The sequence below is a fragment of the Microcoleus sp. ARI1-B5 genome (assembly GCF_036705795.1).
Lineage (GTDB): Bacteria > Cyanobacteriota > Cyanobacteriia > Cyanobacteriales > Microcoleaceae > Microcoleus.
The window spans coordinates 13,102-28,428 of the sequence record NZ_JAUBVK010000016.1 but is presented as its reverse complement, the minus strand read 5'-3'; the positions used below and the strand labels follow the sequence as shown (position 1 = coordinate 28,428).

Here is a 15,327-nt window from a genome sequence, read left to right as displayed (position 1 = left end):
GTCCTGCAAGGGTTTCAACACCTGCCGGCTTTCGGGAATGCGTTACTTGGCTGATGTAGAACTTTTCAACTTAATTATCGCTCTTGTAGTCTATCAAAATTTTATCGAGGATTCTGTACCGTGAATAATGGTGGAAAGTTTTTTAACGCCGCAAACCTGACTGTCGGTGTACTAAGTTTGTTAGCGGCTGTTGTCGGTGCCGGAATTGCTTATACTCAAGGTTGGCAGCCCCTGTTATTTGGAAAAGATACTCGTTTTTCCTGCCAAAATCAGCCAGATACTCAGGGGGGAGGTGACGTTTGGACTGTCATGTACCGTCACGATCAAGGTCAAAAACCTTGGTTGAAAATAAAGACAACTTTAGGCGGTGGCTATGACCCCCTCAAACGTTGCGAAGAAATTTCTGAACGATTGAACGGTTATCGCAAAGATGGTTTAATTCGGTTAGCTTATAGAGGCGATTCTAATACGCCGAATCAATATGTGATTTGTGCTAAAACTAAGTTGAGTGGCGAGGGTTGTCCGCTGTTGGTGACATTGAAGCCCGGTAGCGAAACGGAGGCTTATAACGCAATGCGAGATATGACTGAAAATTTGCTGACTGGTACTGGGGTTGATCAAAATAGCGATGGTAAGTTGGCAACTCCTAAGTTTTCTCAGGCTTCGCCAGAGATTGATTTAACTCCTTTTTTGGCTGAAGAGGATCGCCTTGTTGGATCTAAGTCTGCTAAGTGATATCATACTTGCTCGCCAGCGAATGTCATTGCGAAGGTCGTGAAGCAATCCCAGAGGCTTGCGATTGCTTCGCTTCACTACGTTTTGCTCGCAATGACATACAAGAATGAGGTCGATGGACATCAGATAAACCCCCAGTGCCATGTATCGAAAACCAAGACACCGCATGACTGCGTGGATTTTGATGCGTTCACTATTCTTAATAAAAACTTGAAGTCTTTATAAGTTACAATCTACGAATCTATCCAGGAAAGAAGGACCACAAACCCCCATACAACCCACGGAACCCCACCACCCACCTGGGAGGTGAGCTTCGGGTGCATTGATATTAAAAGTAAGTCTACGTGATGAATACTCAAAGAAAGCAGAAACCGAATCTCCTTTCTTTTTCCAGCCGAGCGTCTCACTAAAAGCTTCCTTGACTCTTCCATCATAATTTTTCGCGCCACCGCCAAGACGTTGATAAATGCTCTTCTGTACAGAAAAGCCGAAGCGTCCATCACTGTATTTTACCCAAAGTCGATCCATCGCCCGCAAATCCGGACAGGAAAAATTTGCGACATCTTCCTTGCTTAGCCAATTTTCTTGTTGTATCCCCGCCACTTCTAACATTTTGTTATCAGTTTCTCGATCTGCTTCCTCCCACTGTCTAGCCGCCAATAAATCGCGCAGTTTAGTATAGTCTGCTTTAGCAAGGGGTTGATTTTCCCAAGACTGATTTGCCTGATAAGTTTTAATGGGAATTCCCCACTTATAAGTATTAATTTGTACTCCTCCAGCAACTCTTGTCGCTGCTTGTTGCAACGCCGCTTGCTGCTGCGGAGACAAACTTGCTTGCTGATTCTGCAAATCCGCAACAATTTGAGCGTCAGTCTTGCCGTGAACTGCAACCACTTTCCCGCTAGTATCTAAAACAGGCCCGCCACTCATCCCACCAAAAGTAGAAGCATCATAGGAAATCCCATAACCCTGTTCCAACACATCCAACCCAGATACCAAACCTCGCACAAACTGTCTCACTAATTTGCCGCCACCAACCCTGTCTGGAAACCCAGAAATGTAGATTTGGTCTGTTTCTTTCACCCTATCAGAATCGCCAAGATTGAGACTCGGATAAGGACATTTTTCCCCGGCTGACTGAAACGTTACCAGTGCTAAATCCAGATTAGGACTTGCTTGGATGCTGTCAGTTTTATGAAGTTTTTGGTCGTTAGTTTGCAGGTTCAAACTGCGCCCTTCCACCACATGACGTGCCGTGAGTACCGTGCAAACTCCCGTTGGCCCCGGCACAATAAAACCCGTACCGTGTCCGGCTTCATTTTGGTAGGAAATCAGCACGATGCTATTTTTAACTGTTTCGGCAATTTCTTGAGATGATTTCTGCTGCGAGCAACTTGTTAAGGAAACTCCGATAAGGGTGAAGATTAGCCAGAAAGAGCGAAATTTCATGAATTTTGCTGATAATTTTAGGGAATAAGGGAGTAAATGAATAATTTCTACAACAGTGATCTGTTGTTTTCCAGGTAGGAGATTAATATGAAAGTATACCATTTTTTTGCGATCGTAGCTACGGGTAAGGAAATGGGAGCGATCGCAGGTGACAAGTTAAGATTAAAAGCCTCTTGATATCTCGCTGGTAGCCAAGTCTAGATCCCCCTCGCATCCCCCTTAAGAAGGGGAGTAGGGGTTGACTTTGACTGCACTCTTGTCCCCCCCTTAAGAAGGGGGGCTAGGGGGGAGCGAGATTTGGTGGACTCACAGAAAAGCATCGGGCGGGGCGGGTTTACGAGATAATTAGTTTGAAACAATTATGGTTGGTAAAACCCGCCCCTACGAGATTGCAAATTATTCGATCGCGAATCAACGAATAATTTGAAGCTGCGATCGCTAGAAATGAGGAAGCCTAAAACAGGGCGCGAATTTGCTATAATCTAGATAATATATTCCTGCCCTCGCACTTATGACTATACAAGAATTAGAAACTCAAATTTTAACCTTAAATCTCGCTGATAAAGCTAAACTAATCAGCATCCTAACTCAAAATTTAACCAACGGTTCTTTAGGCATTAAAAAGACTCCCGGTGTCTGTGGAGGCGATGCCTGTGTCGGTAATACTCGCATACAAGTTTGGGTACTTGTGGGTTATCGCCGTCTCGGATGCAGCGATGCGGAACTCTTTAAGTGCTATCCCCATTTGACTGCGGCTGATTTAGTCAATGCTTGGGCTTATGCTGATGCTTACCCAGAAGAAATTGAACAAGCAATCAAAGAAAATGAGGAAGCCTAAAACATGGCGCGAATTTGCTATAATCTAACTAAGATATTCCTACGAGCGCAATTATGACTATACAAGAATTAGAAACTCAAGTCTTAACCTTAAATCCGGTTGATAAAGCTAAACTCATCAGCATCCTAACTCAAACTTTAACCAACGGTTCTATAGGCATTAAAAAGACTCCAGGTGTGTGTGGTGGTGATGCTTGTATCGGCAATACTCGCATACCAGTTTGGTCACTGGTGTGCGATCGCCGTTTAGGTGCTTCCGATGGTATCATCTTAGAATCATTTCCCGATATAACCGCCGCTGACTTGGTAAATGCCTGGGCTTATGCCGATGCTTACCCAGAAGAAATTGAACAAGCAATCAAAGAAAATGATGAAGTTATGGAAGAAAGCGATGTTTATTAAAAGTTAGAATATTTTTACACAGGGGTGAGTTTGCTATAATAGAGCGCACCCATATTGTTTCGATAAAAATGGAATAGTAAACAATGACACTGAAAGAATTAGAAAAACAACTCCTTGCCTTAACTCCAGGTGAAAAAACTCAGGCAATACAGCTATTAGTCCAAAGCTTAAGCAATACTTGGCAAGGAATAGAAAAAACTCCCGGCGTGTGTGGCGGTAGGGCTTGCATCGCTGGGACTCGCATCCCTGTTTGGGTAATGATTGAAGCTCGTCGTCTCGGATACAGTGAAGCCGATTTGCTAGAAAATTATCCCACTATTGGTGCAGCAGATCTGGCAAATACCTGGGCTTATGCTGAGGCATATCCTGATGAAATTGAACTGGCAATCCGAGAAAATGAGGAAGCCTAAAATATGGCGCGTTTATATTCAGATGAGCAATACCCAATAGCTGTTGTAAAAATTATCCGAACTCTCGGTCACGATGTTTTAACTGTTCAAGAAGCAGGAAATGCTGGACTGAAAATTCCTGACGATCGAGTGTTAACATTTGCAACGAGTGACGAGCGATCGGTGTTAACATTGAATCGGCAAGATTTCATCCGACTTCATCGCCTGCAACCCAATCATTCTGGTATTATTACTTGCACTAACGATCGCAATTGGGAAAGGTTGGCATCACGTATCGATGATGCTATTTCTGCTGAAGAAACATTGAGTGGTAAATTGATTCGGGTGGTACGTCCCCAAAACTGAAAAAAAAGCCGTGAAGCGTAGCTATCCCGTAGGGAATCGCCCAAACCTATCCTAAAATCTTACTAAATGCACCAATATTAGGTAGAATCATCTGGGTGTCTGAGGATTAACTATATGCGCTGGGTTCGATATATTGCGATCGCGATCGTCAATTCTTTCGGTGTCGTCATCGGTATAATTTGGGTTGCAATCCCCGCAACACTCGCTCAACCTTCCCTAAACTACCAACTCGCACTCTCCCCGCGACAGCCAGACGGCGACACTCCGCAATCCCTCCCGGAACTCTACAAATTGCGCGATCGCCTCAAAGTACAATTAGATAAACTTGCCCAAACTCCCGACAGCAGCCTGTTTTCCCCCGAATATTGGCAACCAGAAAGCCCCCGCCACCAATCCCAAATTCTGACGCAGCAACTGCAAAACGTTCAAAATCAGATTCAAATAGAAAAACAAGCCAAAAATAATTGGGACGAAGCTGCTAGATTAGCCTCCCAAGCCGTCGTCATTGGACGCACTTCTAAAGCCGATCCCGCTACTTGGGAACAGTCGCAACGCTTTTGGCAATTGGCTATCAATAACCTTCGGCTCATTCCCCACGGTTCTTTTTTGGCCCAACGGGCGATCGACAAAACCATCGAATATCAAGGAAATCTCACTCTCGCTACCTACGAATGGCAAGTAGCACGTTCTACACAGAAAATTAGAGCCGAGGAAGAACAGGTAAGAGAAATCGCCCGAAAAGAGCAAGAACAAAAAGAATTTGCTCGCCGAGAAATAGAGAGACAAGAACAAGAGAAAAAAGAACTCGCCCGCAGAGAACTAGAAAGACAAGAATTTGCAAGGCAAGAATTAGTCCGACAAGAACAAGAAAAACAAGAACTCGCCCGCCAAGAAAAAGAAAGGCAAGAATTAGCACTAAAAGAACTAGAAAGGCAAGAATTAGAAAAGCAAGAACTCGCCCTAAAAGAACAACAAAGACAACTATTAGAACTCAATCAACCAGCAACTCCCCAACCAACTCCTGAGTCAACCGCAACAGCAACTCCCGAATCAACCGCAACCGCAACTCCAGCCCCAGTTGCGCCCGCCGCGTCGCCGTCGAACTTTTTCTTTGCGGGAGATACCAACAGAGACGGCGAAATTAATCAGCTAGACGAAGCCGGAAAAGAACAATGGTCATTGTCCAGCGGCGCGCTCATTCTGTTTAACGAGCAAAAGAGCGATCGCACAAAAATACCGACTTGGCAACAAACCAAAGTTAGCGTACCCCGCCGCGCAGCAATGCTTTCTCAAGTTAACTTAACACTGTCTGAAAACTTCAAAACATCTCAATTATTTATCACGGCTGACAGCATTGCTAGCCCTCACATCAGCGTTTTTCAGAAAACGGGCGACGGCTGGCAACCTGTAGATATATCCGGTGCTCAACCCCTAGTTTTCAGCACGAATATTGTTTTAGGCGTGGAAGCAAAACAATTTGCCGATCGCAACTGGAACGGCCAAGTTAATCTCAAAGCAACTGCCGAAAACAACGGTCAACAAATCGCCGCCACCACAATCCAAATGGGCGTCAGTCCTTGGATAATGCCTGCCAATACCGCACCAGTAACAGAAATTGTGGTCAGCGACAGAGGCTCGGCAAATAGCGAATTTATCTCAGAACTCAAACAAGCTGTAGAACCCACGGGCGCTCAAGTAAAAATCATCCAGGGCGATAATGCTTGGATGCAAGACATTCAGAAAAACGGCTACGTTCAAGTTCCCGAAAAATCCGATCTGCGTCAAGTTAATGTCGCCCTAAAAAGCAATCGCGACTCAGAGAAAAACCAGCCTGCTCAATCAACTCAAGAGCGGGATTTGAGAGTATTTAAAATTGGCAACCGTCGCGATGAAAACCCTGTAAGTCAGTGGTCAAATGGCTACGGAAATTTGCAGGTGACGCCGCCGATTCCCGGATATCCAATGGGTCGAGTTTATTACGGGAATTCGGGGAATGCTACTTTCAATCCAGAGGTACTGGATTTTATTCAAGCTCAGAGAATTCAAGGGCCGGCGGTGGATATTGATACTTCTTGGCTTTTGACTCGTCAAGTCGATGAAATTATCAATTTTATTCCCAGTCAAACTCCCGGAAAATATATAATGGCGATCGCCAGTCCAGAAGCCGGAGTTAGGCTGTTGGAAGAATTGGCGGGAAAAGGTTACGGCGATGTTACTATCAATCGCGGTTTGAGCACGGAAACTACAGTCAGCGCTGCTTTGAAAAATCCAGCTTTAATTCAACACAATCTCAATTTGCAAAATCAGAAAATCTATCCGATTTTAGAGAAGTTGAAAAGAGAGTTTTCCCTCGCTGACGACCAAATTATCCAAGTTCCAGCTATGTTTGGTTACAGCGGTTATGCTTGGTGGCCGAATATGGTCAATTCGGTGCCGGTTAACGGCAAGTTGTTAGTTTCAAATCCGCGCGGCCCGATGATTGATGGTCTAGATTACACTCAAGAAAGATTGCGCCAATTGCTGCTTCCCGCGGGCGTTAGCGTAAGTTTTCTGGATGACAGGTATTATCAAGAATTGAAAGGAAACGTGCAGTCGGCAACGAATACTGTGAGGAAGCCTGAACCGCGGCCTTTTTGGCAGTCTTTGCCTAATAATTAGTAATTAGGAATCTGGCATCGGGTAGCGGGAATTTGTAGGGGCGGCTTCACTAATAATACTCGCCTGTAACGAACAATCTCATAAACCCGCCCCCACCCAACCGTAAATCCCAAGATACCTCCTAAACTCGCCTCCATATGCTAATATTTAGGAGAACTATGCTAGGAGTTTAAGAGATGGCTACCCTGCAAATAGAAAATATACCAGAGGATTTGTATACGAGGCTCCAAGAGTTAGCCGATGCTCAAAACCGCTCGATTAGTGCATTTGCGATCGCCATTTTAGAATCTGAGTTGTCAACAAAGATAAAACCCCTCTCAGGACAACGTAAAAAGTCTGTAAGAGAACTATTGGCAGAAATCAGCCGTCGTCGCGAGTCTCGTCCCGCAAATATGGGGATGATATTAGATAGTACCGCTTTAATTAGAGAGGATCGCGATAGATGACCAATCCTATGAGGTGCGTAGTCGATGCTAGCGTGGGGATTAAGCAATTTATCCCCGATCCGCTGTCATCTAAAGTCGTTCAATTATTTACCCATCTTGAAATCCCACAGACTGAAATATTTGTACCGGATCTGTTTTATATTGAGTGTGCAAATATTATCTGGAAGTATGTCCGTGCTGGACTTTATGCTGCTGCTGATGTTTCAACAGATTTAGCTAATCTTAGAGGTTTATCCTTGCGTGCAGTATCTACTAATGAACTGATTTTAGATGCAACAGATATCGCCTTAAATCATGGAATCTCTGCTTATGATGGCAGTTACGTTGCTCTTTCAGAACAAGTTGGCGCGCCTTTGCTAACTCTAGATCAAAAGCTAGTCAGAGCTTTAGTCGGCACATCTTATGATGTTCGATCGTTTAACGATTTCGATGTACCCCCACTGTCTTATTCTTAGCTTTATCGGTAATTAATTCGATTTTTTATTGTTACCAGCGATTGAAAGTAGGGTGCGTCACTGCGATAATCTCGGTAATTTACGACAATATATGAGCGACGCACCCGGACGCGATTTTTTAGTTTGCTTGGCCTGGACTTCGTTTGTCGAGTTAGAGGTCAAAAAAAGCGGTTTAAACCGCTCGATCGCTATAATATATATATGAAATTCCCAGCAGCAAAACCCGATCTACTATGACACTAAAAGAATTAGAACCGCAACTGCTTTCCCTGACTCCGGCCCAAAAAGCTCGAGCCATACAGATATTAGCTCAAAGTTTAGCTAACGCTTGGCACTTAATTGAAAAAACTCCCGGTGTAGTCGGCGGTAATGCCAGGATTGCAGGGACTCGAATTTCTGTTTGGGGACTGGTAGAGTCTCGTCGATTAGGCGCGACAGACGCTCAACTTTTAGCAGATTATCCGCATATTAGTGCTAGCGATTTGAAAAATGCTTGGGCTTATGCTGAAGCATTTCCTGACGAGATTGAAGCAGCAATTAAGTTGAACGACATAGATTAACAGAATGGCACGTTTGTATGCAGATGAACAATTTCCTAAGATAGTAGTTGAACTACTTCGCGCTTTAGGTCACGATGTGCTTACTGTACAAGAAGCGAGGAACGCAAATCTGGGCATTCCTGATGAAGATGTCCTGGCTTTTGCTGTTACAAATGAACGGGCAGTTTAAACACTCAATATAATCGATTTTATCCGACTGCACGCTTCACAACCTAACCATGCTGGTATCATTGTCTGTAAAGACGACCAACAGGACAGACAGAGGATGGCTGCACGAATTTCGGAGGCTATTTCTAATTTGGAAACATTGAGAGGGGCGCTCCTTAGAGTCAATCGTCCATCTCGATAAATATCATAGGTTTTAAAAGTTGGTAAATTGCGATCGCCCCAGCCGACAGATTCCGCGAATGGCCTGGGTGTAGCGGTGCAGTGCGGGCGATCGCGCCAATAACGTAAAATGTCTAAAAGCAGCATTTGTACAAAAAATTTAGCCCCATGAGCGACGAACAGGAAAAAAATCAAATTTTGACTCAGCAACCGGAAACAATTTCAACGGCCAGCGACGAGCTGGCGAACACTGCAATTACCAGTGCCGATTCAACTTCCGCGCCTGCTGAAACTCCCGCTGAAATTGCCGCGCCCGAAGATATTTCAACGGCAATGGACAAAACAGAAACAATTCCAATTCCCGCCGACAATGCGCCGGAAACCAGTCAACTTGTCGGTTATTCGCAACCCACAACTTACACAGCAAATCCCGAGCCGAAACCAGCTCGAATTTGGCAAATTTTGGCAGTTTTTCTCAGCGGAATGTTAGTCGGTTCCGTCCTCAGTCTCGGCGCTTTCCTAGGGTGGAAAATGTATCAAGAAAGAGCGAACATTCAAATCAAACTGCATTCAGACGTACCCCTCCCCGAAAGCCCTCCCCCTGTCGCAGCAGCGCGCGCCAACCGCCGGCCCGGAGTGGGTCCAGCACCAGGGCAGACACTGCCCGCCACAATCCCTCCGTCGCCCGGCCAGACTCAAATACCCTCCCTGTCTGGCGTTCCGCAACTTGCTGCGCCAGCTCCAGCTCCCGCTCCAGCTCCCGCTCCAGCTCCAGCTCCCGCTCCCGCTCCCGCTGCGGTGGAAACCCCTGTAACTGAGCGAGTTAACTTTCAAGCCGGTGCTACGGGAACTACTCTCAGCAATAGTTTGCGAGCCAACAAATCCAAGCGCTACTTGCTAGAGTGCAATAGCGGCCAAAGCATGACAGTAAAGGTGCAAGAAGGTGATGTTAGCGCTGACATTATTGCTCCTAACGGTGAAAAAGTAGGTACTGTTGATAGCACAGGTCAGTGGCAAGGTCAACTAGCCAGCAGCGGCGATTATACTATTGAAATTTCCGGCGATCGCCAAGCAAACTACGGAGTTAAAATTGAAGTCAAATAGCAAGTATAATTGGATCGGGGAGTAGTTGCAAAATACATCAACCCGCCCTGGTTGCCAATTACCCATTACCAATTACTAATTACCAATGGTCGCACAAGTATCTCCAAGCATCTACGAAGCAAAAACTCAGGAAATAGCTAAAGAAATCCTGAAGGCAACTCAAGACAAAAAGCGATCGTTTTTCGGTCAACTGCAAGACCAAATGCGCTGGGACGACAAACTGATGGATTGGGCAATGGCCAGCCCCGGACTGCGGGTGCAATTGTTTCGATTTATTGACTGTTTGCCCGCCCTCCGCAGCAAGCCGGAAATTGCCCGCCACTTGCAAGAATACCTGACTGTGGAAGAAGTAGAATTGCCCGAAGCATTGAAAAAATTGCTCAGCTTTGCTAACGCTGATTCGGTTCCCGGCCAATTGGCGGCGACAACCGTTGCACCTGCTGTGGAAACTTTGGCGCACAAGTATATTTCTGGGGAAAATATCAAGCAGGTAATTAAAACCTTAGAACGGCTCCGCAAAGATAAAATGGGTTTTACAGTTGACCTTTTGGGGGAAGCTGTAATTACAGAAACTGAGGCGCAAATTTATCTTAACCGCTATTTGGAATTGATGGCGGAACTCGCGAATGCAGCAAAGAATTGGTCGCAGGTAGATGCCATTGACAAAGCTGACGGCGAAACTCTGCCGCGAGTGCAAGTATCTGTCAAGTTAACGGCTTTTTATTCTCAGTTTGACCCGCTGGATGCTAAAGGCAGCGAGGAGAAAGTTAGCGAGAGAATTCGCCTGTTATTGCGCCGCGCGCAGGAATTGGGGGCGGCTGTTCATTTCGACATGGAACAGTACGCCTACAAGAGTTTAACTCTCAGCATTCTCAAAGACTTATTGTTAGAGGAAGAGTTCCGCAGCCGCACGGATGTCGGAATTACAATGCAGGCATATTTGCGCGACAGCAAACAAGATTTGCAAGGCATTATTGCTTGGGCGAAAAAACGCGGCAATCCCATAACTGTACGGCTGGTGAAAGGCGCTTACTGGGATCAGGAAACTATCAAGGCGATGCAGAAGGATTGGCCGCAGCCTGTCTACAATGACAAAGTTGCTACGGATGCAAATTTTGAAGCAATGACTCAGTTGTTGCTGGAAAATCACGAATATTTGTATGCTGCAATCGCCAGCCACAACGTGCGATCGCAAGCTAGGGCGATCGCGATTGCCGAAACTCTCAACATACCGCGCCGCCGCTTTGAAATGCAAGTGCTGTACGGCATGGGCGACAAACTGGCCAAGCTTTTGGTCGATCGGGGTTATCGCGTGCGAGTATACTGTCCCTACGGCGATTTGCTGCCGGGAATGGCTTATTTGATCCGCCGCTTGCTGGAAAATACCGCCAACAGTTCGTTTATTCGGCAAAGTTCCGAAGAAATGCCGATCGAACAACTATTAGCCGCGCCAGTAGCCAATGGTAACGACCAGCTAGTTTACAGCAAAGTATTCCCCAACGTCGCCGATACCGACTACGCCAATACCAAACTGCGGCAACAAGCAGAAACAGCCATCAAATCAGTGCGCGCCAACCTAGGTAAAACCTACTTGCCGCTAATCGACGGCGAGTACCAAAATACCGAAACAACAGTTAACTCACTCAACCCTTCCAATCCCGCAGAAGTAGTCGGAAAAATCGGATTACTGTCTGAAGAACAAGCCAAACAAGCCCTGGAAGCAGCCAAAGCAGCCTTTACCGGCTGGCGGAAAACCCCCGTCCGCCAGCGCGCCGGAGTTTTGCGAAAAGCAGCAGAATTGATGGAACAGCGGCGCCACGAACTGTCAGCTTGGATGGTGTTTGAAGTCGGCAAACCCGTCAGAGAATGCGATGCCGAAGTTTCCGAAGCCATAGATTTTTGTCGCTACTACGCCGACGAAATGGAACGGTTGGAACAAGGGAAAAATTACGACATCCCCGGAGAAACTAACCGCTACACCTATCAACCGCGCGGGATTTCTCTGATTATTTCCCCGTGGAATTTTCCCCTGGCAATTCCCGTCGGTATGACCGTTGCATCGCTGGTTGCAGGTAACTGTACTTTGCTCAAACCTGCGGAATTTTCCACAGTAATTGCTGCAAAGATAGCTGAGATTTTGCTAGAAGCTGGAATTCCCAAAGGCGTATTTCAATACGTGCCGTGCAAAGGTTCAACTGTCGGCGCTTACATGGTGAAACACCCAGACGTTCACATGATTACCTTCACCGGTTCTCAGGAAGTTGGCTGTCGGATTTATGCCGAGGCCGCGATTTTGCAGCCCGGACAAAAACACCTGAAGCGAGTAATTGCGGAAATGGGCGGCAAGAATGCAATTATTGTCGATGAAAGTGCGGATTTAGACCAAGCAGTTGCTGGCGTAGTTTATTCGGCCTTTGGATACAGCGGCCAAAAATGTTCCGCTTGTTCGCGAGTAATTGTAGTAGAATCGGTGTACGATAATTTTGTGGAAAGATTGGTAGAAGCGACGCGATCGCTCAATGTCGGCGCAGCAGAAAATCCCGGCACTCAAGTCGGGCCTGTAATCGATGCCACCGCCCAGTCGCGCATCCGCGAATACATCGAAAAAGGTCGCGCCGAAGCTAAGATAGCCTTAGAAATGCCCGCACCGGAAACAGGCTATTTTGTCGGCCCAGTAATTGTTACGGAAGTATCGCCGACAGCAACTCTCGCCCAAGAAGAAATTTTCGGCCCGGTTTTGTCGGTGATTCGGGCAAAAAATTTCAGCGAAGCGATTAACATTGCTAACGGTACGAATTTCGCTTTAACTGGCGGATTGTATTCTCGCACGCCTTCGCATATCGATCGCGCCCAAGCTGATTTTGAAGTCGGAAATCTATACATCAATCGCGGAACTACCGGCGCTGTGGTATCGCGCCAACCCTTCGGAGGATTCAAACTTTCCGGAGTTGGTTCTAAAGCCGGCGGCCCGGATTATTTGCTGCAATTCCTCGAACCTCGTACTATAACTGAAAATATTCAGCGGCAAGGTTTTGCGCCGATTGAAGGAGTAGACGATTAATCATTCTCTGGTTCGTAGTGAGGACTTCAGTCCTCTCTCTGGCTTTTGAGAAAGAAGGACTAAAGTCCTCACTACGAACCGTGTGGTCTGTGGGGTGACAGAAAAAAAATTATGCGAGATTAGCTAGTGATAAAATGGAATTTACTAAAAATCGCGCTCGACTAAATTCTCACAACCCTCCACTTGAGAAGTGGTTGCGATTTTTAATTATAGCTGTATTAGCGATCGGCATTTTATTTCGCTTTGTCAATCTCGATCGCAAATTTTACTGGATCGACGAAAACTATACTTCCTTAAGAGTTTCCGGCTACACCGAAGCGGAAATTATCAAACAAATTTCATACCAGAAAATAACTTCGCCCTCGGATTTACAAAAATACCAGCAGATAAATTCCCAAAAAACTTTAAGCGATACCCTGAATTCCTTAGCAACCGAAGACCCCCAACACCCGCCGCTGTATTACGTACTAGCCAGATTTTGGGCGCAGTGGTTCGGCAGTTCCGTTGCAGCAATGAGAAGTTTGGCCGCCGTCATTAGCTTGCTAGTATTTCCCGCCATTTATTGGCTGGCTTGGGAGTTGTTTGAATCATCAGCAGTAGCGTGGATGGCGATCGCAATTTTCGCCATTTCTCCCTACAACATCTTATTTGCCCAAGAAGCCAGACAGTACAGTTTGTGGACATTAACTACTATTTTATCCAGTGCAGCCTTATTGCGAGCAATGCGCCCGGATGTCAATCAAAATCCCATGTTGCTGATTTCTCACTGGACACTATACGCAGTCACAGCAGCAATGGGATTGTACACCCACTTGTTATATATCTGGGTAGCCGCAGCCCACGCAATCTACGTCGCAGTCATTGCCAACTGGCGCGATGTTAAAACATTTATTGCCTATTATGCAGCAGCAATGGTCGCCTTAATTGGCTTCATGCCTTCCCTCGTAAATACTGTCGAAAACTTCAATCAAGTTAGAAGTACCACAGTATGGGCAGAACAGACAAATCTCCTAAGATTAGTCAGCAGGTGGGCGGGCGCCGTCAGCATAGCATTTTTTGATATTGGCATTGATGGAACTGCCAGCGCCACAGAACTAGCCTTGGTAATTCCCGTTGGCATCACGATTCTAGCTTTAGTCGGCTATTCCCTTTATTTTCTGTGCCGGCAAACACCAAAACGGGTGTGGTTGATGGTATTGTTATTAATTGCCACAACAGCCTTATTTTTGGCAGTGCCAGATATAGTTAAAGGCGGAAGGCGATCGGCAAATCCGCGATATTTAGTTCCTTGTTATGTGGGAATTCAGCTAGCAGTTGCTTACCTGCTGTCTGCGAAAATTAGCAACAATTTTGATAACTTAAAACAGCTAAGATTGTGGAAAATAGTTATAGTTGCACTGTTTTGCGCGGGCATCATATCCGGTGGAGTTAGTTCTCAAGCAGACAGTTGGTGGAATAAAGGCAGCGGTTGGTTGCGCGCCGAATTAGAAGTAGCTGCGACTGTCAATTCTGCCAGCAATCCCCTGATAATCAGCGATGCAAATATCGCATACATCATGCCTTTAAGTTATCGCCTGCAACCAAAAGTCAAACTGCTAATCGAACCCCGCTGTTACACTTCTTGCTACAAAAATCGAGAATTGGCACGGAAAAAACCACAACCCCCGAAAATTCCCGGCGGTTTCGGCGAGTTGTTTTTATACAGACCGTCCTCAGCTTTGCGATCGGCAATTGAACAGCAAAATTATCAAATAGATCCGGCAGTTGGTAATGTCGAGCTCAATCTCTGGAAAATTACCAAAAAATAATCTGCAAGGATTGAGGAAAAAAACCCGGTTTCTGCAAAAAATCTCGGGTTCGCCGCGACATACAGCCCAGAAACCCGGTTTTTGGAAGTATGTCGCGAGTAGAGTTCAATAGCAGTGCTTTTCGCGGTAAGCTATAATTTAAGAATCACAAACATAACATCAAAAATCTAAAATGACAGTAACTGAAACTTCCAATATTCGCAAACTGCTGTGCGATCCAGATTTAGGGCTGATCCCTCATCTAGAAAACTGCCTGAAAGACTTGCACACGTCTGCGATCGCCAACGGAGAGAAATTTAAGGTAGAACCTTACGAGATCGAACTCAAAAGCTGCCACACTCAGAAGCATCCCAACGACCAAAAACCCCTTGTCACTCAGTCAGTGTTGATGAAAATTCCCCTGACTGGGAAAGTTCAAGACAAGATGCACTTATATCTGATCGCAACTGAGTTGCAGAACCAAATCGACATCAAAATTATCGACTGGAGTGCCTTAGAACGCCGCCAATACGACATTCACGGCATCCCCTTGAAGCAGCCGATTACAAAAATTGAGGGCGAGATGAATTACGAGTTAGTATTCGATCGCCCAAACTACTGCTGCATCACCCTGTGCCGTCAATTTGACTTGACTTACGCGGCCAATTTTTAAGATCGTCCTGGGGTGGTTGACGCCGCAACTACAGAAGATGAGGACTAAAGTCCTCACTACGAACCTATAATAAAGTTT

14 protein-coding genes and 1 pseudogene are annotated in these 15,327 nt (G+C 45.9%); 14 read left to right on the top strand and 1 reads right to left on the bottom strand.

Annotated elements, in window-relative coordinates:
- Positions 1 to 120 precede the first annotated feature (120 nt).
- Complete coding sequence (locus QUB63_RS21595; protein ID WP_332947360.1) at positions 121 to 735, top strand: COP23 domain-containing protein; 615 nt, start codon at positions 121 to 123, stop codon at positions 733 to 735.
- 219 nt (positions 736 to 954) lie between these two features.
- On the opposite strand, the gene QUB63_RS21590 is transcribed toward QUB63_RS21595, so the two are convergent.
- Positions 955 to 2,184 (bottom strand): GUN4 domain-containing protein, encoded by a 1,230-nt coding sequence (locus tag QUB63_RS21590; protein ID WP_332947359.1) that lies wholly within the window; start codon positions 2,182 to 2,184, stop codon positions 955 to 957.
- A 511-nt stretch (positions 2,185 to 2,695) separates the two neighbouring features.
- Here QUB63_RS21590 and QUB63_RS21585 point away from each other — a divergent pair.
- The 13 genes and pseudogenes from QUB63_RS21585 (at position 2,696) to QUB63_RS21525 (ending at position 15,249) form a co-directional block, all read left to right on the top strand.
- On the top strand, positions 2,696 to 3,022 hold the full coding sequence (locus tag QUB63_RS21585) for a DUF433 domain-containing protein (protein WP_332947358.1): 327 nt from the start codon (positions 2,696 to 2,698) through the stop codon (positions 3,020 to 3,022).
- 53 nt (positions 3,023 to 3,075) lie between these two features.
- The gene (locus QUB63_RS21580) at positions 3,076 to 3,423 is read left to right on the top strand and encodes a DUF433 domain-containing protein (protein WP_332947357.1); all 348 of its coding nucleotides are present in this window, start codon (positions 3,076 to 3,078) and stop codon (positions 3,421 to 3,423) included.
- 83 nt (positions 3,424 to 3,506) lie between these two features.
- Positions 3,507 to 3,833, top strand: coding sequence for a DUF433 domain-containing protein (locus QUB63_RS21575; protein WP_332947356.1), 327 nt, complete (start codon positions 3,507 to 3,509; stop codon positions 3,831 to 3,833).
- Positions 3,834 to 3,836: 3 nt separating this feature from the next.
- Positions 3,837 to 4,178: a DUF5615 family PIN-like protein gene (locus QUB63_RS21570; RefSeq protein ID WP_332947355.1), complete on the top strand. Its 342-nt coding sequence runs from the start codon at positions 3,837 to 3,839 to the stop codon at positions 4,176 to 4,178.
- A gap of 114 nt (positions 4,179 to 4,292) precedes the next feature.
- Complete coding sequence (locus QUB63_RS21565; RefSeq protein WP_332947354.1) at positions 4,293 to 6,836, top strand: protein-arginine deiminase family protein; 2,544 nt, start codon at positions 4,293 to 4,295, stop codon at positions 6,834 to 6,836.
- A 176-nt stretch (positions 6,837 to 7,012) separates the two neighbouring features.
- Positions 7,013 to 7,282, top strand: a complete 270-nt coding sequence (locus QUB63_RS21560) for a FitA-like ribbon-helix-helix domain-containing protein (protein WP_293259022.1) — start codon at positions 7,013 to 7,015, stop codon at positions 7,280 to 7,282.
- On the top strand, positions 7,279 to 7,737 hold the full coding sequence (locus QUB63_RS21555) for a type II toxin-antitoxin system VapC family toxin (RefSeq protein ID WP_293259020.1): 459 nt from the start codon (positions 7,279 to 7,281) through the stop codon (positions 7,735 to 7,737). Before QUB63_RS21560 ends, QUB63_RS21555 begins: the two co-directional genes overlap by 4 nt.
- 233 nt (positions 7,738 to 7,970) lie before the next feature.
- A complete protein-coding gene (locus tag QUB63_RS21550) occupies positions 7,971 to 8,297 on the top strand; it encodes a DUF433 domain-containing protein (protein ID WP_332947353.1) in 327 nt (108 codons plus the stop codon).
- 4 nt (positions 8,298 to 8,301) lie between these two features.
- Positions 8,302 to 8,646, top strand: a pseudogene (locus QUB63_RS21545) (DUF5615 family PIN-like protein).
- 146 nt (positions 8,647 to 8,792) lie between these two features.
- Positions 8,793 to 9,728: a hypothetical protein gene (locus QUB63_RS21540; RefSeq protein WP_332947351.1), complete on the top strand. Its 936-nt coding sequence runs from the start codon at positions 8,793 to 8,795 to the stop codon at positions 9,726 to 9,728.
- Positions 9,729 to 9,813: 85 nt separating this feature from the next.
- Entirely contained in the window at positions 9,814 to 12,789 is a 2,976-nt protein-coding gene (pruA, locus tag QUB63_RS21535) for an L-glutamate gamma-semialdehyde dehydrogenase (RefSeq protein ID WP_332947350.1), read from the top strand.
- A 134-nt stretch (positions 12,790 to 12,923) separates the two neighbouring features.
- The gene (locus QUB63_RS21530; RefSeq protein ID WP_332947349.1) at positions 12,924 to 14,597 is read left to right on the top strand and encodes a glycosyltransferase family 39 protein; all 1,674 of its coding nucleotides are present in this window, start codon (positions 12,924 to 12,926) and stop codon (positions 14,595 to 14,597) included.
- 172 nt (positions 14,598 to 14,769) lie between these two features.
- The gene (locus QUB63_RS21525) at positions 14,770 to 15,249 is read left to right on the top strand and encodes a hypothetical protein (RefSeq protein WP_332947348.1); all 480 of its coding nucleotides are present in this window, start codon (positions 14,770 to 14,772) and stop codon (positions 15,247 to 15,249) included.
- Positions 15,250 to 15,327 lie beyond the last annotated feature (78 nt).